The sequence below is a fragment of the Pseudomonas sp. NPDC089407 genome (genome assembly GCF_044900445.1).
Lineage (GTDB): Bacteria > Pseudomonadota > Gammaproteobacteria > Pseudomonadales > Pseudomonadaceae > Aquipseudomonas.
This window is the reverse complement of sequence record NZ_JBJDNB010000007.1, coordinates 108,795-130,029: the sequence shown is the minus strand read 5'-3', so window position 1 is coordinate 130,029 and position 21,235 is coordinate 108,795. Positions and strand designations below refer to the sequence as shown.

The window sequence follows — 21,235 nt, the reverse complement described above, 5'->3', positions numbered from 1 at the left end:
GGAGTGCTTGATGAGCAAAGTAATCGTCGAATCGCTGGTGTATCACCTGTCCGGCAAAACCTATGAAAGCCGCCTGGTCTATGAGCCAGGAGCCTTGGGCCGTCCTGGGTTGGTGATGGCGCCGAACTGGATGGGTATTGGCGAGGGTGCAGAGCGCATTGCCAAGGAAGTGGCCGAGAAGGGCTATGTGGTGTTGATTGCCGACCTGTACGGGCAATCGGTGCGCCCGTCCAATGCCGACGAGGCTGGTGCGGCGATGATGCCGCTGAAGAATGACCGTGGCGAACTGCGCAAGCGCATGCAGGAAGCCCTGGCGCAGCTGCTGGGGCAGTCCAAGGCGCTGCTGGAGCCGGGCAAGGTTGCCACCTTTGGTTTCTGCTTCGGTGGATGCTGTGCGCTGGAGCTGGCGCGGACGGGGGCCGACCTGCGTGCGGCGGTGTCGTTCCACGGTACCCTGGATACGCCGAACCCCGAGGATGCCAAGCGCATCAAGGGCTCTGTGCTGGTGCTGCACGGTGCTTCGGACCCGCTGGTGCCGAAAGAGCAGTTGCCGGCGTTTGAAGACGAAATGAATGCGGCCAAGGTCGACTGGCAGTTGCTGAGCTACGGCGGGGCAGTGCACTCGTTTACCGACCCCAATGCCAATGTGCCGGGCAAGATGCAATATGACCGGCGCACCTCGGAGCGGGCGTTCCGTTCGATGCATAACCTGCTGACTGAAGTGTTCCAGCGCTGATATCGCATAGGGCCGCTTCGCGGCCCATCGCCGGCAAGCCAGCTCCCACAGATACAGCGTACGTCTTGATTTGTGGGTGGTGCGGCGAGGCTCATCGCTGGTATGCCAACTTTCATTAAGAGCGGCATGCGCTGTACCTGTGGGAGCTGGCTTGCCGGCGATGGGCTGCAAAGCAGCCCCAAAATCACCTCGGCAACTCGATCCTTGAACTTTCCCCCGGCACAACCGGCCAATCCCCCGCAGCCCACCTGGCCCGGGCCTGCTCGATCAATTCCACATCGCTAGCGACAAAGTTCCAGTTCATCCGCCGCGGCCCATCCAGCGCCGCCCCGCCAATCAGCACCAGTTGGCACTCACCCTCTGCATACAGTCTCGCCTCTTCGCCCTCCGGCAGCACCACCAGGCTGCACGGCGCCACGTCCTCATCGTTCATCTGCAGTTCGCCATCCAGCAGGTACAGCGCCCGCTGCGCATGCTCGGTCGGCACCAGCAAGGTAGTCGCCGGCTGCATCTGAATATGCGCATACAGAGTAGGGGACAGTACCGGCACCGGTGACGCCAGGCAGAAGCCGCTGCCAGCAATCATGCAGATGCGCACCCCCAGGCTCTCACTGACCGGCAGGCTGGCAGCCGGGTGATGGCTATAGCTCGCCGCGCCTTGCTCATGCTCGCGCGGTGATGCCAGCCACACCTGCAGGCCGTGCAGGCGCGAACCGTGGGCGAGGGCGTCCGCAGGCGTACGCTCGACGTGGGCGACGCCGCTGCCCGCAGTCATCCAGCTGACATCGCCGGGCAACACACGCTGGTCCGAGCCCAGGCTGTCCTTGTGCAGGATCGCCCCTTCGAACAGGTAGGTCAGGGTCGACAGGCCGATATGCGGGTGCTGGCGGATGTCCATGCCATGCCCCGGGGCATAGTCGGTTTCGAGCATGTGGTCGAAAAACACGAATGGGCCAACACTGCGGCACTGTGCCGAAGGCAGCGGGCGCAGGATCGGCTGGCCCTCGACCGACTCGGCGCGGGGGCGGATGACCAGTGGGCTGCTCATGAAGTTGGCTCCAGGCGAGGTGGCGAAGCTTGAAGCATAACGGTTTGCCCGTTGCGGCTGAACCGTCTCGTTGGCCGGCCGGTCTACTCTTCTCGTACCTGGATAAGGAAGCTGCCCAATGATTGCCAGAGCGCTGGCTTGCGTACTGTTGTCCGCTTGTGTGTCCCAGGCGGCCCAGGCGCGCGACTACCGCTACAGCGATGCCCACCTGCACTACGTCGACTTCTTTCAGGAAAGCGAAGGCATGCCGGCATTGCTCAAGGCCATGGATGCCGCAGGCATTGAACAGTCGATGATTTCCGGCATCCCGGTGGCCAAGAAGTGGCACGAAGACGAGCCCAAGCGCCCGCGCTACTACGCCGGTGACGATGCCGATGCCTACTGGTACAGCGCCACTGACACTTATGTGGCTGCCGCCCTGCAGCAGTTGCCGGCGGATCAGCGTAAACGCTTTCACCCGTTCCTGACTGGCTTCAACCCGGTGGACAAGAATGCCGTCAGCCATATCGAACGCATGCTCGACATGTACCCGGGCATGTGGCAGGGCATCGGTGAGGTGTTCACCCGCCATGATGACCTGACCGCCTTGACCAGCGGTGACACGCCGCGCGCCAACAACGAGGCCATGACGCGCATCTACCATTTGGCCGCAGAGCGCGACCTGCCGGTGCTGCTGCATTCCAACATCACCTCCAAACGCGAGCGCAATCCGCTGTACCTGGCAGAGATCGAAGAGCCGCTGCGCAATCACCCGCATACGCGGTTCATCTGGGCGCATGCCGGCAGCAGCATGGAGATACACCGGCACCAGACGCAGATGGACTTTTTGCTGCCGGTGTTGACGCGGTTGTTGGAGGACTACCCGAACCTGTATATCGACCTGTCGTGGAGTGTGCTGCAGCCTTATCTGCTGGATGACAAGGGCGTGCCGCGCAAGGAATGGGTGGCGTTGGTCGAGAAGTATCCGGAACGGTTCATGCTAGGGTCGGATGTGGTGGGGCGGTTTGGCAGCCTGGGGGAGCAGTTGCACGGGTTCAGGCCGTTTCTTGATGCGTTGCCGGAGGTGGTGGCCCACAAAGTGGCCCGGACGAATTTTCTGGCTGTGCTGCCCAGGCAAAAATAAGGGTTGCCTTAACCGGCCCTATCGCCGGCAAGCCAGCTCCCACAGGTATCACACAGGTTCCGAAGTTTGTGCAGTACTTGTGGGAGCTGGCTTGCCGGCGATAGGGCCGGCCCAGGCAACACAAATAAAAACGCCCCGAACCAGTCGGGGCGTTTTGCTTACTGCAGCGGCGCCTTACTTGCCGTCCCAGCGCTTGAGCACCAGGGTGGCGTTGGTGCCGCCGAAGCCGAAGCTGTTGCTCATCACGGTGGTGAGTTTGGCGTTCTCTTCGGTTTTGGTCAGGATCGGCAGGTCGGCGACCTCTGGGTCCAGCTCGTCGATGTTGGCGGAGCCGGCGATGAAGTTGTTTTCCATCATCAGCAGGCAGTAGATCGCCTCGTGCACACCCGCGGCGCCCAGCGAGTGGCCCGACAGGCTCTTGGTCGAGCTGATCTTCGGTGCCTTGTCGCCGAACACGGCGCGAACACCTTTCATCTCGGCAACGTCACCGACCGGGGTCGAGGTACCGTGGGTGTTCAGGTAGTCGATCGGGGTGTCGACGGTGGACAGCGCCTGCTGCATGCAGCGGATGGCGCCTTCGCCGCTCGGGGCAACCATGTCGTAGCCGTCGGAAGTTGCACCGTAGCCAACGATTTCGGCGTAGATCTTGGCGCCACGGGCCAGGGCGTGTTCCAGCTCCTCGACCACCACCATGCCGCCACCGCCAGCGATGACGAAGCCATCACGGTCAGCGTCGTAGGCACGCGAGGCCAGCTCCGGGGTTTCGTTGCGCTTGGTCGACAGGGCGCCCATGGCATCGAACAGGAACGACTGGCTCCAGTGCTCTTCTTCACCGCCACCGGCGAAGACGATGTCCTGCTTGCCCCACTGGATCTGCTCCATCGCGGTACCGATGCAGTGAGCCGAGGTGGCGCAGGCCGACGAGATCGAGTAGTTGATACCCTTGATCTTGAACGGGGTGGCCAGGCAGGCCGAAACGGTGCTGCCCATGGTGCGGGTTACACGGTATGGGCCGACGCGCTTGACGCCTTTCTCGCGCAGGGTGTCCAGCGCTTCCATCTGGTTCAGGGTCGAGGCGCCGCCGGAGCCAGCCACCAGGCCGGTACGCGGGTTGGACACTTGCTCTTCGGTCAGGCCGGAATCCTTGATCGCGTCCTGCATCGCCAGGTAGGCGTAGGCAGCCGCGTGGCCGACGAAACGGTAGACCTTGCGATCGATCAGTTCTTCGAGGTTGAGGTCGATGGACCCGGAAACCTGGCTACGCAGCCCCATTTCCTTGTATTCCGGGTTGTAACGGATACCCGGACGGCTGTTGCGCAGGTTTTCGGTGACGGTAGCTTTGTCATTGCCCAGGCACGAAACGATGCCCAGACCAGTGATAACGACGCGGCGCATGCGAATAACCCTTAGAAATTGTCAGTGGAGGTGAACACGCCGACCCGCAGGCCTTCGGCAGTGTAGATCTCGCGGCCGTCGACGCTGACCGAGCCATCGGCGATGGCCATGTTCAGCTTGCCCTTCAGGACGCGCTTGATATGAATGTTGTAAGTGACTTTCTTGGCGGTAGGCAATACCTGGCCGAAGAACTTCACTTCGCCCGAACCCAGCGCACGGCCACGGCCCGGCAGGCCCTGCCAGCCGAGGAAGAAACCGACCAGCTGCCACATGGCGTCGAGGCCCAGGCAGCCCGGCATGACCGGGTCGCCTTCGAAGTGGCAGGCAAAGAACCACAGGTCCGGGGTGATATCCAGCTCGGCGACCAACTCACCTTTGCCGTACTTGCCGCCTTCTTCGCTGATATGGGTGATGCGATCGACCATCAGCATGTTCGGCGCGGGCAGTTGCGCATTACCTGGGCCGAACAGCTCACCGCGACTGCAGCGCAGCAGGTCTTCCCGAGTAAAGGCGTGTTGTTTGGTCATGCGAGCTCCTCAATAACCCCCTGTGGCAGGGGATGAATCTTCCCGACCGGCCCGAAAACCAAAGGCTTCGGGGCGGTAGCCTACAGGTAGACTATTGCGTTGTGGTGAAAGTCACAGCGCACCTGGCGAAAGAAGTACAGGTGTGCACTGAAACGTCTATTTTCAGGTCCGATGAAGGTCCTGTCCAGTGTTTAAGACTGCCGCACTTTAGCATTTATCGCCAGTCGCGGTTGTCTGAGCGGGTAACCAGCGTTGCAATACGCGCTGCAGTTCGGTGCGGCGCAAGGGTTTGCTCAGGTAGTCGTCCATGCCGGCGGCCATGCAGCGCTCGCGGTCACCGTCGAGCGCATTGGCAGTCAGGGCGATGATCGGTAAGCCGGCGCCGTTAGCCAGCTGGCGGATGCGTCGGGTGGCTTCATAGCCGTCCATGTGCGGCAGCCGGCAGTCCATCAGCACGGCGGCAAAGCGTTGCTGGCCGACCAGGTCAACCGCTTCAAGGCCGTCTTCGGCCGTGCAAACGGTCAGCCCCAGGCTGCGCAACATGGCCTCGATGACGCTCTGGTTGACCGGGTTGTCCTCTACCAGCAGTACCTGTTTATCGTTGGGAGTGGGTGAGGGCGCGTCCGTTGGCCGCGGCAGCGGCACAGGAGCAGGGCTGGCCAGGGCCAGGGGCATCTCCAGGGTAAAGGTCGAACCCAGACCTACACGGCTTTCGCCGCGCAGCTTGCCCCCCATGCGCTCGGCCAAGGTACGGGCGATAGACAGCCCCAGACCGGTGCCGCCATAACGCCGGGAAATCGAACTGTCGGCTTGCTGGAAGGCCACGAACATCATTTCCAGGCGGTCGCTGTCGATGCCAATCCCGCTGTCACGCACGCTGCAGGTCAGCCAGATCAGTTGCTGGTCGAGTACCTGCCAGCGGGCTTCGACCTGCACCTGGCCGCGTTCGGTGAACTTCAGTGCATTGCCGACCAGGTTCAACAGAATCTGGCGGATGCGTGTAGGGTCGCCGTTTACCTGCAACTGTTCGAGGCCGCTCGGCAGTTGCAGGTGCAGGCCCAGGCCGCGCTGCTGGGCGCTGTGCTGGAATGACAGAACACTGCTGGTGATCAGCTCGCCGAGGTTGAAGTCGATGTGTTCCAGCTGCAGCGCCGCCCGCTCGATGCGCGAGAAGTCGAGAATGTCGTTGATCACTTTCAGCAAGTGCCCGGTGGACTCGCTGGCTACCGCGGTGTAATCGGCCTGTTCATTGCTGAGCGTCGTGGTTTCCAGCAGTTGCAGCATGCCCAGCACGCCATTCATCGGGGTGCGCAGTTCGTGGCTCATCATTGCCAAAAAGTCCGATTTGGCGCGGTTGGCCTGCTCGGCCTCTTCACGGGCCTGGACCAGTTCGGCAATGGCCTGCTTCTGTTCATCGCTGGCTTGCTCCAAGGCGCTGGCCAGGTTGTTGATATGCCGTGCCAGGTGGCCCAGCTCGCTGTCGTCGACCACCGGCAAGGGGGTGTTGTACTCGCCTTGCTGAATGGCCTTGACCGCATGGCCCATGTCGCTGATCGGCTTGGCCAGGCTCAGGGCCAGGCGGCGCGCCAGCAAGAAGGTGAACAGCAGGGCAAACAGCGCGAGGATGCCGGCCTTGATCACGATTTCCTGTTGACGCTGGCTGAAGGCGTCATCGGACATGCCGACGATCACCCGGCCCAGGTAGTCGTCACCGATGGCTGGGGTGCTGGCCTTGCCCTGTTGCAGGAAGTCGTTGTCCAGGCGGATCTGTTGCAGGCGGATGGGCGCCTGGAACACTTCGACCTGCTGGGCACGGTTGGTGCTTTCATCGGACTGCTCGACGTAGACCAGGATGTGGTTGCGGCTGTCCTGCACCTCAAGGAAGCGCACGTGCGGGATGCTGAGGGTGGCGCGCATCAGCCCTTCGAGGACTTCATTGTTGCCGGAAATCACCCCGTATTCCGAAGCGGGTGCCAGCTGGTTGGCGATCAGTTGCCCCGTGTGGTTGAGCTCCTGGCGCAAGTCCTGGATACGCACGAAGGTAAAGAAGCTGATCAGCAGCAAGGTTAGCAGCAGGGCCGGGCCCAGGCTGATGATCTGGGTGCGGGTGTGAATGTCCCAGCTCAGGCGCTTGCTCATGGGGTGGGTTCTCCTTCGGCCAGGACCTTGGCGGCGGCGTTCGGATCGATCGGTTCAAGGCCCAGGGCGCGGGCCACCTGCTGGTTGCCACTGACACCGTAGTGCGCCGGATACAAGCTGCGTGGCCAGCGCGCGGGCGGCTGGTCGAGCAACTGGTCGAGTTCTGCCAGCCAGTCGTCCTGGTCGCTGTAACTGCTGGCCAGGGCGCCGGCGCGAACGAAGCCTGCGTTCGGGCCGATCAGGGCCATTTGCCGGCTATAGCTGCTCAGCAGCAGGTTCTTTGCGGTCTTGGAGTTGTACAGGTCGGGGTCGTCCAGGCCAAGCAGCACGTCACTGTTGCCCAGCAGGTGCTGCAGCGGCCGGTTGTCACGCGGGTCGGACCAGTCCTGGGCAACGATTTCCAGGCCCAGGGGGCGGGCGGCATGGCGCAATTCGTCGAGCAGGAAGCTGCTGTGCTCACCGTACAGCACACCCACGCGCTGGGCCTGCGGCAGCAGGTAGCGCGCCAGGCGCAATTGCCGGCCGGGCGGTGCGTCACTCCACAGCAAGGTGAGGAACGCGGGGCGCGACTTTCCCAGGCGTTGTTCAGCCTGTACCCGGCTGACGCGCATGGCCAGGGCCGGAGGGCCGGCGGTTTCGCCCAGGCGCCACTCCAGCGCGGCATTATCGAGCAGGATCAGGCGCTGGTCGCTCTTGAGCTTGCCTGGGCGCGGCAGGTCGGCGGTGGCCTGGAAATGCACATGGTCATGGGGCCGGCGGCTTTCCAGTGCGGCGACGAAATTGCGGATGCCGGGCTGGTCTTCGGCACCGATCAGGAGGATTTCGGCAGCCGACAACGGCCCCAGCGGCCACAGGCACAGCAGCAACAGGCGCAGCAGCAAGGCCATCAGAATTCCAGCTCCGCACTGACGCTCAGGCGGTGGCGGCTGTCATAGCGGTTCTGCGCCGCCGTGGTCGGTTCATCGTCCAGGCGCTGTTGCCACAGCGCCGCCAGTTCAAGGTTGCTGCCATACACCCGAAAGCGCTTGGCCAGGCGCAGGTCCAGGCGCTCGTAACGGTATTCGTTGAGTGCATCGTCGCCGTAATAGAACAGTGCGCTCGACCAGCCGGCGCCCCATTCATGCATCCAGCCGGCCGAGCCGCTGTTGCGGGCGCTGAGGCGGCGGTCGTCTGTGTTGCTGGCCCACGCGTCGACGTAGGCGTAGGTCAGGCGCAGGCGGTCGTGCAGGGTGGGGCGCCAGTCCAGTTGCGCCTCGCTGCCGGTGAACCGGGCCTTGTTCGCATTGCTGGCGATGTACTGGTTGTTCTTCAGTGGCTCGCTGATCATGCCAGTGATCTCGTCATAGAACAGCTTCACGTCCATGCTCAGGTCGATGTCGCTGAAGTAGCCGTTGTAGCCCAGCTCGCGCGAGCGCATGCGCTCCTGTTCGAGGTCGCCGGGGCCGCGGGTCTTGACAAAGTATTCGCCGTTTTGCAAACCGAATGCATTGGGGGAGAGGTTCTTGACCGTGTAGCTCCAGTTGACGTTGTTCTCGAACATGTCGGGGGAGCGCACGGCCTCGGAATACACCGCGCGCAGGCCGTGGCGCGGCGTGATCAGGTAGTTGACCGCGACGCGTGGGGTCAGCGAGCTGCCGGACAGGCGCGAGTCCTCGAACATGGCGCCGCCCTGCAGGATCCAGTGTTCGTCGGCGCGCCATTCCAGCTGGCCGAACAGGCGCCAGGTCTGGTCGTCGAGGCTGCCGTTGAAGTAGGTCTTCGAGTCGGCACGATCATAGCGGTAGTTCATGCCGCTGAGCAGGCGCAGGCTGTCGGTCAGGCTCAAGGTGTCCTGGATTTCCAGGTCGTAGCGGGTTTCGCGCGTGCTCTGGTCGACATCGCCGCAGACCGGCTGGCTACCGCCGGCCTTCCATTGTTCCTGCACCTTGTTCGACAGCGCACTGAGCACCGGGTCGCTGGTGGCAGGCAGGTCACCCAGGGCAACGCCACGTGCCACTTTTTCGGCGAAATCGGGGTTCATCTGCCAAAGCTGGGTCAGCTCGCTGCTGAATGACTGCAAGGCATCACAGGCACGCCAGACCTGTTGGCGGTCAAAGTGCTGCGCCGAGCCCTGGATGTACAGGCTGTGTTCGGCGCTGAAATCCTTGGTCCAGCGTATTGAGCCGGCGTAGTCCTTGGCATTGACGTCAGCGTTGTCGCCGGCTTCGTAGCGGGCAAACACCGGCTGGTAGGTATAAGGCCGCTGGTTGCTGCCTTCCTTCGCCGCCACTTGCCATTCCAGGGTCTGGTCGACGGCCAGGTTGTGGCTGGCGCTGAGGTTGAAGCGGTTCAGGCGGCGGCTGTCACGGTAGTCCTGGCCGAACTGGTTTTCGTCAAAGCCGTCGTCCTGCTGGCCCGAGACCGACAGGCGCATGTCGCCGCCCTCCCAGCCGAAGCCGTGGCTGAGGTAGTAATCGTTGATACCGTTCTGGCCGCGGGTCAGCTTCATGCGCGTGCCATGGCTGTCGGCCGGGTTGCGGGTGAGGATGTTGACCACGGCCATCAGCGCGTTGGCGCCATAACTGACCGTGTTCGGGCCGCGGAACACCTCGATGCGCTCGATATCCTCCATGGCCAGGGGGATGTCGCTCCAGTCCACCGTGGCCAGGCCGGCGCGGTACACCGAGCGGCCATCGATCAGTACTTGCATGCGCCGGGCGTCGTTGACGTTACTGCCGTGGTAGTTGACCGTCGGCTGGTTGCCGGCACCGTAGCCGATCATCATGCCTGGCACCAGGCGCAACAGTTCGGGGATATCGCGTGCGCCGCTGGCGCGGATCAGCTCGCTGTCGAGCACGGTCATGCTGCCCGGCACCGCTGCCGGGGACTGTTTAAGGCGCGTGGCGGTCAGAACCTGTGGCAGGTCGGTGTTGTCGATGAACAGGTCGTCGGCCACGGCCGGGCCGCCGAGCAGGGCAGTCAATATGAGCAGGCGTGGGTATGGGGGCGTGCCAGGGAACACAGAGCAGCCTTGTATCAGGGTTGAAACAGGCATGGTAACTGACCTTGGAGGTTTTGCCAGTGGGGCTTCGGGTGTAGGGCTTGAATTGTGCAGCGCGGCGGAAATCGAGCGCCGCCCGCGCGGCGCTTCGCGGGGCAAGCCCGCTCCCACATCTGTTTCGGGCCAGTTACTCCTGTGAGTTCACCGCTGTCCGCCTTGGTGCTTGTCTCGATATCGCGTCGAACAAACAAGGCGGACAAAGGTAATTTCACAGGAATGATTGGCCCGAAACAGACTGTGGGAGCGGGCTTGCCCCGCGAAGCGCCGCGCGGGCGGCGCTCGATTTCCGCCGCGCTGCACATTTCAAGCCCTAAACCACAAACACCCTGACACTGGTTCTGTCGCAGACGAGCCGTATAATGGCGGGGTCGCCACTTAATTTTTGGCTTTAACGGATTGAATATGACTGAACAGCAACCTGTTGCAGTTCTGGGCGGCGGCAGCTTCGGCACCGCCGTGGCGAACCTGCTGGCGGAAAACGGTGTGCCGGTGCGCCAATGGATGCGCGACCCGGCGCAGGCCGAGGCCATGCGCCTCAATCGTGAGAACCCGCGTTACCTCAAAGGTATCCGCTTGCACGATGGCGTCGAGCCAGTCAACGACCTGCTGGCCACCCTGCAAGCCTGCGAGCTGGTGTTCGTTGCCCTGCCATCGAGCGCCTTGCGCAGCGTGCTGGCACCGCACGCCGAGTTCTTGCGTGGCAAGGGCCTGGTCAGCCTGACCAAGGGTATCGAGGCGCAGAGCTTCAAGCTGATGAGCCAGATTCTCGAAGAAATCGCCCCCGAGGCGCGCATTGGCGTGCTGTCCGGGCCCAACCTGGCACGCGAAATCGCCGAGCACGCGCTGACCGCCACGGTGGTCGCCAGCGAAGACGAAGCGCTGTGCCAGCACGTGCAAGAGGTGCTGCACGGGCGCACCTTCCGCGTTTACGCCAGTGCCGACCGCTTTGGCGTCGAACTCGGTGGGGCGCTTAAAAACGTCTATGCGATCATCGCCGGCATGGCCGTGGCGCTGGGCATGGGCGAGAACACCAAGAGCATGCTGATTACCCGGGCCTTGGCCGAGATGACCCGCTTTGCCGTCAGCCAGGGCGCCAACCCCATGACCTTCCTCGGCCTGGCCGGTGTCGGTGACCTGATCGTCACCTGCTCCTCGCCCAAGAGCCGCAACTACCAGGTGGGTTACGCGCTGGGCCAGGGCCAAAGCCTGGAGGAGGCGGTCAATCGCCTGGGCGAAGTGGCCGAAGGCGTCAACACCCTCAAGGTGCTAAAGGCCAAGGCCCACGAGGTACAGGTGTACATGCCGCTGGTGGCGGGCCTGCATGCCATCCTCTTCGAAGGCCGCACGCTGAACCAGGTGATCGAGCACCTGATGCGCGCCGAACCCAAGACCGACGTCGATTTCATTTCCATCAGCGGTTTCAACTGAGCCGAACAGAGCAAGGAGCGGTACATGAACGATACCCCGGAGCGCGCCCAGCGCGAGTCGATCATCCTGCGGGTGCTGTGGATGCTGGTGTTCCTGGTGGTCTGGCAACTGGCCGAACTGCTGCTGGGAGGCCTGGTGCTGGTGCAACTGATCTACCGCCTGGTATATGGCGCACCCAGCGCTAGCCTGATGAACTTCGGCGACAGCCTGAGCCAGTACCTGGCGCAGATCGGCCGTTTCGGCAGTTTCCACACGGACCAGAAGCCTTGGCCGTTCGCGGACTGGCCGGCAGCGCGTGCGCCGGAAGGTGAGGCTGCACACGCCGTGGCGCCGGCCCCGCACCCGGTGCGTGACGAGGAACCCAAGCTGTGAAGCTGTGGGTGCTGCGCCACGGTGAGGCAGAGCCACGGGCCAACACCGATGCCGAGCGCCGCCTGACTGCACATGGTCGCGAGCAGGTGCTGCACAGCGCTGCTCGTCTGCTGGGGCAGCCGCTGCAGGCGATCATCGCCAGCCCGTACGTACGCGCCCAGCAGACGGCGGCGCTGGTGCATGACACCCTGGGCTTTGCCGAGCCGGTGCGCACCGTGCCGTGGCTGACCCCGGAGAGTGACGTGCAACAGGCCATCGGCGAAATCGAGCAGCTGGGGCTGGAGCATGTACTGCTGGTCAGCCACCAGCCGTTGGTGGGCACCTTGGTCGGCGCGCTGGAACATGGCCACAAGCAGCAGCCGGCGGCCATGAGTACTGCCAGCCTGGCCGAGCTGGAAGGGGAGTGGCCGCTGGCTGGGTTGATGACTCTGCGAGCGCTCAATTTTCCTGATTGAGCCTATGGGGCCGCTGTGCGGCCCATCGCCGGCAAGCCAGCTCCCACAGGGACCGCATCAGGCCTGAGGGCTGCACCGTACCTGTGGGAGCTGGCTTGCCGGCGATAGGCTGCGCAGCAGCCTCGACATTCAAAAGGCAACTGGCATTTTTGTCAGTTGTCGCGTCCTCTGCCGACTTGCTAGCGTTGCCTCAAAGCAAGTAGTCAGGGAGCGACGAATGAGCGGTGTGATGTTGGAGATGTTGTGCTCCCTGGACCTGCAATCCACCATTGAAAAGGTTGATCAGGGCGCTTCGCTGGATTTTGCCCAGTACAGCCTGCTGCGTGAGTCAGCCGATGCCAAACTTTATCAGTTGATGCACAAGGTCGCGGCCAATACCGAACTGGAGCCCGCCGTCAGGCAACAGAGCGAGCACGACCTGCTTACCCTCCAGGACGCCTGCCAGCGCGTAACCCACTTGCTGCAAACCAGCTGCCTGGCCTTGCGCCGGCTGCAACTGGGCTACCCGGACCAGCACCTGGCCCGTGAAGCGCTGCAGAGCCAGCTGGCTTACATGCAAGCGTGTCTGCGGCGGTCGCTGGACAGTTTCGACCGCTCCTCATGGCCTGATCGCCACCGCCGATGACCTTTCCGGACATTGCCGAAAGCCCCTTCGGTACCGACAATGGGCCATCATCCCCGTCCGGACCTGGCGCCATGTCGCAGCAGATTTTCTTCGCCCATGCCAACGGTTTTCCTTCGGCCACCTACGGCAAGTTGTTTGCCGCGCTGGCGCCGGACTATCAAGTGCAGCACCTGGCCCAGCACGCGCACGATCCACGCTTTCCGGTGGACGACAACTGGCAGGGCCTGGTCGATGAGCTGTTGCATCACCTGGCGCAGCAGGACCAGCCGGTCTGGGGCGTCGGCCATTCGCTGGGTGGGGTACTGCACCTGCACGCGGCGTTGCGCTGCCCCGAGTATTACCGTGGGGTGGTCATGCTCGACTCGCCGGTGCTGACCCGTGCGGACCAGTGGTTGCTGCGCACTGCCAAGCGCTTTGGCTTTATCGACCGCATTACCCCGGCCGGGCGCACCCTGGGCCGTCGTGAAACCTTCAATGACCGCGACAGTGCCCGGGACTATTTCGCCGGCAAGTCATTGTTCCGCCACTTCGACCCCGACTGCCTCGATGCTTACGTAGAACACGGCCTGCAAACGATGGAGCAAGGCCTGCAGTTGCGCTTCGACCCGGCGACTGAAATCAGCATTTACCGCAGCATCCCGCATACCAGCCCCGCCCCTGCGCGCCAGTTGCAGGTGCCGCTGGCCATGGTGCGCGGCGACCGGAGCAATGTCATTCGCCGCCACCATACTCTGGCCGTGCGTGGCATGCCCATGGGGGAGTACCACCGCGTGCCAGGCGGGCACATGTTCCCGTTGGAGCGGCCGGCTGACACTGCCAGCCTGATCAAGGGCCTGTTCGACCGCTGGAGCCAGGCATGAGCGCGCAGGTCGAGGAAATCCGCCTGAGCCTGGGCCATATCGAACTGGCCGCGCACCTGTTCGGCCCCGAAGACGGGCTACCGGTGATCGCCCTGCATGGCTGGCTGGACAACGCCAACAGTTTCGCCCGCCTGGCGCCGCAACTGAAGGGGCTGCGCATCGTTGCCCTGGACCTGGCCGGGCATGGCTACTCGGAGCACCGCCCGCTTGGCGCCGGCTATGCGCTGGCGGACTATGCCCATGACGTGCTGCGGGTCGCCGAGCAACTGGGCTGGCAGCGTTTCGCCCTGCTGGGCCATTCGCTGGGGGCAATTATTTCGGTGCAACTGGCCGGCGCGTTGCCGGAGCGGGTCAGCCACCTGGCCTTGATCGACGGTGTCATCCCGCCGACCGGTGCCGAGCAGGATGCCGGTGAGCGCCTGGGCATGGCGTTGCAAGCCCAGCTGCGGCTGGATGGCAAGCGCAAATCGGTGTACACGACGCTGGAACAGGGCGTGCAGGCGCGCATGAAAGGCATGGTCGCGGTCAGCCGCGAGGCCGCCGAACTGTTGGCCCGGCGTGGCCTGATGCCAGTGCCAGGTGGCTACAGCTGGCGCAGCGACAGCCGGCTGACCCTGCCGTCGCCGGTACGCCTGAGCGAAGCCCAGGCCATGGCCTATGTGCGCCGGGTGAACTGCCCGGCGCGGCTGGTGGTGGCCGCTGATGGCATGCTGGCGCGCCACACCCGTCTGTTGGAACAGCTACCCTTTGAGCAGGTGACACTGCCGGGCGGGCATCACCTGCACCTGAATGATGAACAGGGCGCGGCCCTTGTCGCAGACTGTTTCAATCGCTTCTTTGGCTTTGCTTGACTTGCACCGGACAAGTGTCGAGGCTTGGCGGGTTGAAAGGGAGACAACCATGCAACTGCCAGACATCCTGGAGCTTCACTTCGGCGCAGGGCGCCGCCTGGTTCGCCAATGAGCGCGCCTTCAGCCATCCGTACTGCCGTCGTCGCCTGCCTGGCGTTCGCCAGCCCCATGCTGTGGGCCGGCAGCCTGCCGGTGCCTCAAGACGCCAAGGTGGTCGACCAGCGTCCGGCCGTGGAGCAGGAGCGCGTCTATCCGCTGGGCCCGTTACGCAAGATCAGCGGCCGCCTGCGGGTCGAGGACAAGGTCGAAAGCCGCGGCCAGGTCAGTTCGGTCACCTACGAGCTGCCGGTCGAACGCAGCGCTCGTGAAGCCTTCACCAGCGCCCGCGAAGCGCTGCAGCGCGACGGTGGCTACCCGTTGTTCTGGTGTCAGGGCCGCGATTGCGGCGAGGCCAGCCTGTGGGCCAACGATGTGTTTGCCAATGCCCGCCTCAACGGTGGTGACGAACAGCAGGCGTTCATTCTGCTGCGCCGCTCGGCAGAAGAGGCCGACACGCTGGTCGCGCTGTACAGCGTTACCCGTGGCAACCGCCGCGCCTACCTGCATGTGGAGGAATTCGTCGCCGGCAGCCCGCTGGGCGACTTGCTGCCGACCGCCGCCACGGTGCTGCGCGAAATGCGCGACACCGGCAAGCTCGACTACCCTGACCTGGCTGCACCGCAAGACACCTGGGTGAGCCTGCTGGCCCGCAGCCTGAACCTCGACAGCACCTTGCGCGCCAGCCTCAGTGGCGCCCAGGCCGAGGCCTGGCGCGAGGCGTTGACCAAGGCTGGCGTGCGTAATGGCCGCCTCGAAGTTGGCACTGCGCCCACCGACGGCCTGCACCTTGAACTGATCCGTTGAACGAGCGCCCCCATGGTTAACAATGATCGCCTGCTGGTCCAGATTCTGCTGTTGGCGTTGCTGGGCGCTGGCCTGTGGGTGATGGCGCCGTTCATTTCGGCGCTGTTGTGGGGGGCCATCCTGGCCTTTGCCAGCTGGCCGTTGATGCGCTTGCTGACGCGTGTGCTGGGCGGGCGCGAGACGCTCGCGGCCAGCTTGCTGACCACTGCCTGGATCCTGATCGTGGCCCTGCCGCTGGTGTGGTTGGGGTTCAACCTGGCCGACCACATTCGTGATGCCACGGCGTTCGTGCGTGACGTGCAGGTTGACGGCCTGCCGGATGCGCCGGCCTGGTTGGGTGGCATCCCGTTCGTGGGCGAGCGCCTGGTCAGTGGGTGGCAGTCGCTGGACCAGCAGGGCGCGGCCTTGCTGGCCTCGGTCAAGCCGTACCTGGGGCAGGTGGGCAACTGGCTGCTGGCGCGCAGTGCGCAGATCGGCAGCGGTGTGCTGGAGCTGACCCTGAGCCTGGTGTTCGTGTTCTTCTTCTACCGTGACGGGCCGCGCTTGTCAGCGTTTGTACTGCGCTTGCTGCACCGTTTGATGGGTGAGCGTGCCGAGTATTACCTGGACCTGGTGGCCGGTACCGTACAACGGGTGGTCAACGGGGTGATCGGCACGGCGGCGGCGCAGGGCCTGCTGGCGTTGATCGGCTTCCTGATTGCCGGCGTGCCGGGGGCTATCGTGCTGGGCCTGGTGACCTTCATGCTCAGCCTGATCCCCATGGGCCCGCCACTGGCCTGGATCCCGGCCACTGCCTGGCTGGTGTGGAAGGGCGAGTACGGCATGGCGGTGTTCCTGGGCATCTGGGGCACGTTCGTCATCAGCGGGGTGGACAACGTACTCAAGCCGTACCTGATCAGCCGCGGCGGTAACCTGCCGCTGGTGATCGTGTTGTTGGGGGTGTTTGGTGGCTTGCTGGCGTTTGGCTTTATCGGCCTGTTCATCGGGCCGACCTTGCTGGCGGTGGGTTACAGCCTGTTGCTGGACTGGAGCCGTAACGCTGAACAGCCGCCACTTCAGCGGTAGCCTGTTGAGGCTTCTTTGCGGCTAGGTGTTCGCCTTGGCTTTGGCAGTGCCTGTGAGATCGAGCGCCGCCCGCGCGGCGCTTCGCGGGGCAAGCCCGCTCCCACATTTGTTTCGGGCCAATCACTCCTGTGACTTCATCACTGGCCGCCTTGTTTGTTCCATTCAATATCGGCTGTGCCACTGCTCTTCATCCATCTCCAGCCATGCACCTAGGGTGCGCGCGCCAAAGGCACAGGAATAATTGGCCCGAAACAAATGTGGGAGCGGGCTTGCCCCGCGAAGCGCCGCGCGGGCGGCGCTCGATCTCGCAGGCCCTCAAAATCTCAAGGCAAGCACCTGTCGGCCCATTACTGATTAACCAACTGGAATTAGGGCACCCCGCTCAGTACTTCCAGGTTACCGATGCAGTGAGGTTACGGGGCGCACCGTAGTTGGTGGAGCCTGCCGACTGGTACAGCGATAGCAGGTACTTGCGGTCGAACACGTTGTTCAGGTTCAACGACGCACTCCAGTGCTCATCAAAGTCGTAGCTACCCATCAGGTCCACCAGCGCGTAGGCCTGCTGGCGCACACGGCTGTTACCATCGGCCTGTGTCGCACTTTGCCATTGCACGCGTGTACCGATCCGGGCTTGTGGCTGGCTCGGCAGGCGATAGGTGACACTGCCACGCAGGCTGTGGCTCGGCACATAGCGGCGGGTCTTGTCGCCCGTGTCATCCTCGATATGCACATAGGTGTAACCGGCGGCCAGGTCCAGGCCAGGCATCGCCTCGCCCGAGGCTTCCAGTTCCACACCCTGGCTGTCGTTATCTTCGCCACGGTAGGTGTACTGGCCATTGACGATTTCGCCAGTGGTCACCGCCACGTTCTGCTGTTCGGTCTTGAACAGGGCGGCGCTGACGGTCAGGCGGTCTTGCAGCAGGCTACCTTTTACGCCCAACTCGGTGCTTTTACCTTCCAGCGGTTCGATCACGCCGCCGGCGCTGCTGCGCAGATACTGCGGTTTGAAGATCTCGGTCCAGCTGGCATAAAGGCTCCATTGCGCGTTCAGGTCGTAGACCAGCCCGGTGTAGGGCGTGACCTTGCCGTGCACCCGGGTATCGTGTGCTGCGCCATAACCCATGCCATCGCCATCGGCACTGAGCATACGGGCGCCGGCAATCCAGTGCAGGTCATCGGCCAGGCTGAAACGTGCGCCGGCATACAGGCTTTTCTGGCGGTCGGTGAAGTGCTGGGTGTTGAGTTCGTCCGTGTAGATCAGCGGTGGTTTCACCACGGCGCCAGCCAGTGCATCGGCCAGGCTGACAATTTCGTTTCCGGAACTGTTGCGGTAATAACCGCGCTCATCGTGGCGGCTACGGCCGTAATTGGCGCCTAGCGTCAGCTCGTGTTGGCGCCCTAACAGGGCAAAGGGGCCTGACAACTGCGCTTCGCCAATGAGCTGGTGTTCGGTACTGGTGGTGCGGTTGATATAGGCGAAGACGTCATCGGCGGTGAAAGGGATGGCGTATAGCATCTGGGTATCCTGATGCTGGTTTACTCCGGTCAGCGTAACTTTGCCTTGCCAGCCCTCGCCAAAGTCATGCGCCAGTTCCGCAAAGGCCCGTTGCGTATGGATATTCCAGTAGGTCCACGGTTGGCCAATACTCGAACTGCGGCTGGTGTAGTGAATCGGGTTGCCCTGGTAGTCGGCCATCGGCAGTGCGCCCCAGGTGCTGCCGTTGGCGTCGCTTTTCTGTTCGGAAAACCCCACGGTCAAGGTGTCTGCTTCGCTCAGGTCGAAGTCCAGCAGGCCCGCCGTGACATTCAGTTCGTGGCTGTAGCGGTCCAGATATGAGTTGCCCTTGTCGTGGGCGTAGATGAAGCGCCCGCGCACGTTGCCGCTGTCGGTCAAGGGGCCGCTCACATCCAGGTCTGCGCGGCGGTTGTCCCAGGCGCCGATGCTGGCGCCAATCCTAGCCTGGAAGGTGTCGGTCGGCCTTTTACGCACGAAGTTGACTGTGGCCGATGGATTCCCGGCCCCGCTCATCAGGCCGTTGGCACCGTGCAACACATCGATCTGCTCGAACTCGGCCAGGTCCTGGTCGCCCAGCAGTACACCGGACGAGAAGGGCATGCCCATACCGTCGTATTCGAAGTTATCGATGGTGAAGCCGCGCGAGGTGAACGCCGTGCGGTCGGTTTCGAACTGCTCGACGGTGACGGTGGGGGCGTTGCGCAGCGCGTCCTTCACGCTGTTGAGCTTGAAGTCGTCGAGTTGTTCGCGGGTGACGCTGGACACTGCCTGGGGCGTTTCCCGATTGCTCAGGCCCAGGCGTGTGGTACTGGTGGCGGGCCTGGCCTGGTAGCCGCGGCTCTGGCCATTACTTTGGGCCTGCAGGTACTGCACCTGCGTCGGGGCCAAGGTCACCTGGTTGCCGGCGCCTTGGCGCTCGCCAGGCAGCAGATACAGGGTTGCGGCGTCGGTACGTGCGAAGTTGTAACCACTGCCTTGCAGCAACCTCGCCAGGCCGTCATCGGCCGAGTAGCTGCCGACCACCGCCGTGCTGCGCAGGCTGGCATCGACATTGCCGTCGAGCAGCACGTTTTGCCCGGATTGCTGGCTGAACACCAGCAACGCCTGGCGCAGCGGCTGGGCCGGGATGTTCAGCGACAGTTTATGTGGCGCGCTTGCCGCCGGCGTGCCGGGGGCCGAGTGCGCCTGGGGGACGCCGGCCAGCATGGCACAGGCCATTGCTGCGCAGAGCACGCTGCGCTGCCAGCGTGGGTGGGTCAAGAGGTTGCGGTCGTGTTGCGTGGCCATTCGGGGCGCCCCATGCAAATGCAAATATGCGAATAACTCTCAGTGCCGTTAAGACGCATGAGGCATTTGAATGTCTGATGGGACTTTGAAGTTTTTTAACAAAGCCGCGCCTGCTTTGCGGTCAGGCGGGGTAGAGCAGGGTAACGAGGTCGGTATAGCGTGCCGTGCGCACCGCCAACGCGCGGGACAGCACATCGAGCATTTGCCCAGGTTGCTCCAGGTTGAGGATCAGGCTTACCCGCCGGGCCGCCAGTTGCTTGTCCATGATGAAGATACGCCCCTCGCGCCAGCGCTGCAGTTCATCGACCACCGTCTGCAACGGCTGGTTGAAGAACACCAGGCGCCCGCTGCGCCAGGCCAGTACCTGCTCCAGCTCGGCGCGCTGTATATCGCCGGTCGAGCGTGGGCTGAAACGCAGCGCCAGGCCTTCGTCCAGCTCAGTCTGCTGGGTGGCCGCCAGCACCTGAACGCGATGTCGGTGCACCGCCACCTGCGCTGTATCCGCGTGGCAGGACAAGGAGAACTCGGCCTCACTGCAGCGCAATTCACCGGCCTTGCTGACAACGGTGAATGGGCCTGCGCTGCTCGGCCGTGCCATGAAGAACGCCTGCCCATGCAGCATTTCGACTACACGACGGGTTGGCGAAAAATCCAGGTTCATGGCTGTATGCCCGGCCATCTCCACGGCCGAGCCATCCGGCAGGCGGGCGATTCGTCGCTCTCCCACTGCGGTGCCCAGGTCGGCGAAGGGCGTGTCCATGCCCTTGAGCCAGAAAAGGCCGGCACTGGCACTGGCGGCTGCGGCGCTGGCGGCGATCCCCATGCCGATGAAGCGGCGGCGAGAGACGCGTGCTGGGGGCGCTTGCCTGGCCACAGGCGGCTGCAACAGCTGCGCCGAGGCGGCCCAAAGATTCTCCAGTTCCGCATAGGCCAGGGCATGGCGTGCGTCCGCCGCCATCCACGCAGCCCAAGCCTCGCGTTGTGCCGGGCTGGGCGTGCCGCCATGGAACAACGCGAACCAGGCGTTGGCCTGCTGACCGATGTCGTCGGCGGGCGAGGCGGGGTCGGTAAACGGCGGTTCGCGGTTCATGGGTTCAACGCTTCACAGGCAATAGCAGGGTGGGTGCATTGTGGCAGGCCTTGCATTACCGGGACATGCCTTGTTTCAACAGTTCCAGGGCCTTGACCATGCGGCTGTAGGCCGTCTTGGGGGAAATACCCAGGCGGGCGCCGATGTCGACATAGGTCATGCCTTCGACCCGCACCATCAGAAAGACCTCGCGGCAGGGCTCGGGCATGTTCTGGATCACGCTGTTCAATGCGGCCAGTTGCTGATTGGCGATGGCGGCCTGTTCCAGGTTTGCGCAGGGCTGGGCCACTGCGTTGGCCTCGGGCGAGTCCAGTGGTTCGCTCTTGCGGTGCTGCTGGCGACGGGTATGGTCGATGAACAGGTTGCGCGCGCTGGAGAACAGGTAGGCGCGGAAGTTCTCGATGCGGCTGCGGCCCATCTGTTCAGAGAGGCGAATGAAGGTGTCCTGGGTCAGGTCGGCTGCGGTTTCCTTGCAGCGCAGGCGGCGGTCCAGATACGCCTCAATCTCTTCGCGATGGGCGAGATAGAGTGCCTTCAGATCTGAACCGGACATGGGCCACCTTGGCGGACGAGCAAGCGAGGGCGGCAAAATACCACAAATGAGAATTGTTTTGATTGGTGTTTGTGCATGTTTATGTGCCGGTTCCTTCGCGGGCTTGCCCTAATGCCAGTCAGTAAGCGGTATGGGCTGACAGGCGCATGCCTTGAGATGTTGGTTGCCGGTGAGATCGAGCGCCGCCCGCGCGGCGCTTCGCGGCACAAGGCCGCTCCCACA

At 63.5% G+C, this 21,235-nt stretch carries 19 protein-coding genes; 10 read left to right on the top strand and 9 right to left on the bottom strand.

Annotated features, from left to right (window positions below):
- Positions 1-10: 10 nt before the first annotated feature.
- Positions 11-736 (top strand): dienelactone hydrolase family protein, encoded by a 726-nt coding sequence (locus ACI2KG_RS07980; RefSeq protein ID WP_325976245.1) that lies wholly within the window; start codon positions 11-13, stop codon positions 734-736.
- A 184-nt stretch (positions 737-920) separates the two neighbouring features.
- Here the strand turns inward: ACI2KG_RS07980 and ACI2KG_RS07975 are convergent, their stop codons facing one another.
- A complete protein-coding gene (locus ACI2KG_RS07975; RefSeq protein ID WP_404661494.1) occupies positions 921-1,784 on the bottom strand; it encodes a pirin family protein in 864 nt (287 codons plus the stop codon).
- 118 nt (positions 1,785-1,902) lie between these two features.
- Between ACI2KG_RS07975 and ACI2KG_RS07970 the strand changes: the two genes are divergently transcribed.
- Complete coding sequence (locus ACI2KG_RS07970; RefSeq protein ID WP_404661493.1) at positions 1,903-2,907, top strand: amidohydrolase family protein; 1,005 nt, start codon at positions 1,903-1,905, stop codon at positions 2,905-2,907.
- Between the two features lie 174 nt (positions 2,908-3,081).
- On the opposite strand, the gene fabB is transcribed toward ACI2KG_RS07970, so the two are convergent.
- The 5 genes from fabB to ACI2KG_RS07945 form a co-directional block, all read right to left on the bottom strand.
- On the bottom strand, positions 3,082-4,302 hold the full coding sequence (gene fabB / locus ACI2KG_RS07965; protein ID WP_404661492.1) for a beta-ketoacyl-ACP synthase I: 1,221 nt from the start codon (positions 4,300-4,302) through the stop codon (positions 3,082-3,084).
- Positions 4,303-4,313: 11 nt separating this feature from the next.
- Positions 4,314-4,829 carry a 3-hydroxyacyl-[acyl-carrier-protein] dehydratase FabA gene (fabA, locus tag ACI2KG_RS07960; protein ID WP_008089108.1) on the bottom strand — a complete coding sequence of 172 codons (516 nt, stop codon included), beginning with the start codon at positions 4,827-4,829 and terminating at the stop codon, positions 4,314-4,316.
- Between the two features lie 207 nt (positions 4,830-5,036).
- Positions 5,037-6,968, bottom strand: coding sequence for a response regulator (locus ACI2KG_RS07955; protein ID WP_404661491.1), 1,932 nt, complete (start codon positions 6,966-6,968; stop codon positions 5,037-5,039).
- Entirely contained in the window at positions 6,965-7,855 is an 891-nt protein-coding gene (locus ACI2KG_RS07950) for an ABC transporter substrate-binding protein (RefSeq protein WP_404661490.1), read from the bottom strand. Before ACI2KG_RS07950 ends, ACI2KG_RS07955 begins: the two co-directional genes overlap by 4 nt.
- Positions 7,855-10,002, bottom strand: a complete 2,148-nt coding sequence (locus tag ACI2KG_RS07945; protein ID WP_404661489.1) for a TonB-dependent receptor plug domain-containing protein — start codon at positions 10,000-10,002, stop codon at positions 7,855-7,857. Before ACI2KG_RS07945 ends, ACI2KG_RS07950 begins: the two co-directional genes overlap by 1 nt.
- A gap of 408 nt (positions 10,003-10,410) precedes the next feature.
- Between ACI2KG_RS07945 and ACI2KG_RS07940 the strand changes: the two genes are divergently transcribed.
- The 8 genes from ACI2KG_RS07940 to ACI2KG_RS07905 all read left to right on the top strand — a co-directional run bounded on the left by ACI2KG_RS07940 (position 10,411) and on the right by ACI2KG_RS07905 (position 16,567).
- Positions 10,411-11,436 (top strand): NAD(P)H-dependent glycerol-3-phosphate dehydrogenase, encoded by a 1,026-nt coding sequence (locus ACI2KG_RS07940; RefSeq protein ID WP_404661488.1) that lies wholly within the window; start codon positions 10,411-10,413, stop codon positions 11,434-11,436.
- A gap of 24 nt (positions 11,437-11,460) precedes the next feature.
- Complete coding sequence (locus ACI2KG_RS07935; RefSeq protein WP_400619802.1) at positions 11,461-11,808, top strand: DUF4389 domain-containing protein; 348 nt, start codon at positions 11,461-11,463, stop codon at positions 11,806-11,808.
- Positions 11,805-12,263, top strand: coding sequence for a phosphohistidine phosphatase SixA (gene sixA, locus ACI2KG_RS07930; RefSeq protein WP_404661487.1), 459 nt, complete (start codon positions 11,805-11,807; stop codon positions 12,261-12,263). Before ACI2KG_RS07935 ends, sixA begins: the two co-directional genes overlap by 4 nt.
- Before the next feature lie 229 nt (positions 12,264-12,492).
- Positions 12,493-12,888, top strand: coding sequence for a hypothetical protein (locus ACI2KG_RS07925; protein ID WP_404661486.1), 396 nt, complete (start codon positions 12,493-12,495; stop codon positions 12,886-12,888).
- A 71-nt stretch (positions 12,889-12,959) separates the two neighbouring features.
- Positions 12,960-13,748 (top strand): alpha/beta fold hydrolase, encoded by a 789-nt coding sequence (locus ACI2KG_RS07920; RefSeq protein ID WP_404661485.1) that lies wholly within the window; start codon positions 12,960-12,962, stop codon positions 13,746-13,748.
- Positions 13,745-14,599, top strand: coding sequence for an alpha/beta hydrolase (locus tag ACI2KG_RS07915; RefSeq protein WP_404661484.1), 855 nt, complete (start codon positions 13,745-13,747; stop codon positions 14,597-14,599). Before ACI2KG_RS07920 ends, ACI2KG_RS07915 begins: the two co-directional genes overlap by 4 nt.
- Before the next feature lie 108 nt (positions 14,600-14,707).
- Positions 14,708-15,502, top strand: a complete 795-nt coding sequence (locus tag ACI2KG_RS07910) for a DUF4892 domain-containing protein (RefSeq protein WP_404661483.1) — start codon at positions 14,708-14,710, stop codon at positions 15,500-15,502.
- 12 nt (positions 15,503-15,514) lie between these two features.
- Positions 15,515-16,567, top strand: coding sequence for an AI-2E family transporter (locus tag ACI2KG_RS07905; protein WP_404661482.1), 1,053 nt, complete (start codon positions 15,515-15,517; stop codon positions 16,565-16,567).
- 382 nt (positions 16,568-16,949) lie between these two features.
- Here the strand turns inward: ACI2KG_RS07905 and ACI2KG_RS07900 are convergent, their stop codons facing one another.
- The 3 genes from ACI2KG_RS07900 to ACI2KG_RS07890 all read right to left on the bottom strand — a co-directional run bounded on the left by ACI2KG_RS07900 (position 16,950) and on the right by ACI2KG_RS07890 (position 21,013).
- Positions 16,950-19,370, bottom strand: coding sequence for a TonB-dependent siderophore receptor (locus ACI2KG_RS07900; protein ID WP_404661481.1), 2,421 nt, complete (start codon positions 19,368-19,370; stop codon positions 16,950-16,952).
- A gap of 121 nt (positions 19,371-19,491) precedes the next feature.
- The gene (locus tag ACI2KG_RS07895; RefSeq protein ID WP_404661480.1) at positions 19,492-20,460 is read right to left on the bottom strand and encodes a FecR family protein; all 969 of its coding nucleotides are present in this window, start codon (positions 20,458-20,460) and stop codon (positions 19,492-19,494) included.
- A gap of 55 nt (positions 20,461-20,515) precedes the next feature.
- A complete protein-coding gene (locus tag ACI2KG_RS07890) occupies positions 20,516-21,013 on the bottom strand; it encodes an RNA polymerase sigma factor (protein ID WP_404661479.1) in 498 nt (165 codons plus the stop codon).
- Positions 21,014-21,235 lie beyond the last annotated feature (222 nt).

Bases quoted from the DNA above. Each gene is read 5' to 3' on its own strand.
- ACI2KG_RS07890 (WP_404661479.1), bottom strand. From the start codon at position 21,013: ATGTCCGGTTCAGATCTGAAGGCACTCTATCTCGCCCATCGCGAAGAG.
- ACI2KG_RS07915 (WP_404661484.1), top strand. From the start codon at position 13,745: ATGAGCGCGCAGGTCGAGGAAATCCGCCTGAGCCTGGGCCATATCGAA.
- ACI2KG_RS07910 (WP_404661483.1), top strand. From the start codon at position 14,708: ATGAGCGCGCCTTCAGCCATCCGTACTGCCGTCGTCGCCTGCCTGGCG.
- ACI2KG_RS07980 (WP_325976245.1), top strand. From the start codon at position 11: ATGAGCAAAGTAATCGTCGAATCGCTGGTGTATCACCTGTCCGGCAAA.
- ACI2KG_RS07940 (WP_404661488.1), top strand. From the start codon at position 10,411: ATGACTGAACAGCAACCTGTTGCAGTTCTGGGCGGCGGCAGCTTCGGC.
- ACI2KG_RS07920 (WP_404661485.1), top strand. From the start codon at position 12,960: ATGTCGCAGCAGATTTTCTTCGCCCATGCCAACGGTTTTCCTTCGGCC.
- ACI2KG_RS07900 (WP_404661481.1), bottom strand. From the start codon at position 19,370: ATGGCCACGCAACACGACCGCAACCTCTTGACCCACCCACGCTGGCAG.
- ACI2KG_RS07945 (WP_404661489.1), bottom strand. From the start codon at position 10,002: ATGCCTGTTTCAACCCTGATACAAGGCTGCTCTGTGTTCCCTGGCACG.
- ACI2KG_RS07950 (WP_404661490.1), bottom strand. From the start codon at position 7,855: ATGGCCTTGCTGCTGCGCCTGTTGCTGCTGTGCCTGTGGCCGCTGGGG.
- fabA (WP_008089108.1), bottom strand. From the start codon at position 4,829: ATGACCAAACAACACGCCTTTACTCGGGAAGACCTGCTGCGCTGCAGT.
- ACI2KG_RS07895 (WP_404661480.1), bottom strand. From the start codon at position 20,460: ATGAACCGCGAACCGCCGTTTACCGACCCCGCCTCGCCCGCCGACGAC.
- ACI2KG_RS07970 (WP_404661493.1), top strand. From the start codon at position 1,903: ATGATTGCCAGAGCGCTGGCTTGCGTACTGTTGTCCGCTTGTGTGTCC.
- ACI2KG_RS07905 (WP_404661482.1), top strand. From the start codon at position 15,515: ATGGTTAACAATGATCGCCTGCTGGTCCAGATTCTGCTGTTGGCGTTG.
- ACI2KG_RS07925 (WP_404661486.1), top strand. From the start codon at position 12,493: ATGTTGGAGATGTTGTGCTCCCTGGACCTGCAATCCACCATTGAAAAG.
- ACI2KG_RS07935 (WP_400619802.1), top strand. From the start codon at position 11,461: ATGAACGATACCCCGGAGCGCGCCCAGCGCGAGTCGATCATCCTGCGG.
- fabB (WP_404661492.1), bottom strand. From the start codon at position 4,302: ATGCGCCGCGTCGTTATCACTGGTCTGGGCATCGTTTCGTGCCTGGGC.
- ACI2KG_RS07975 (WP_404661494.1), bottom strand. From the start codon at position 1,784: ATGAGCAGCCCACTGGTCATCCGCCCCCGCGCCGAGTCGGTCGAGGGC.
- ACI2KG_RS07955 (WP_404661491.1), bottom strand. From the start codon at position 6,968: ATGAGCAAGCGCCTGAGCTGGGACATTCACACCCGCACCCAGATCATC.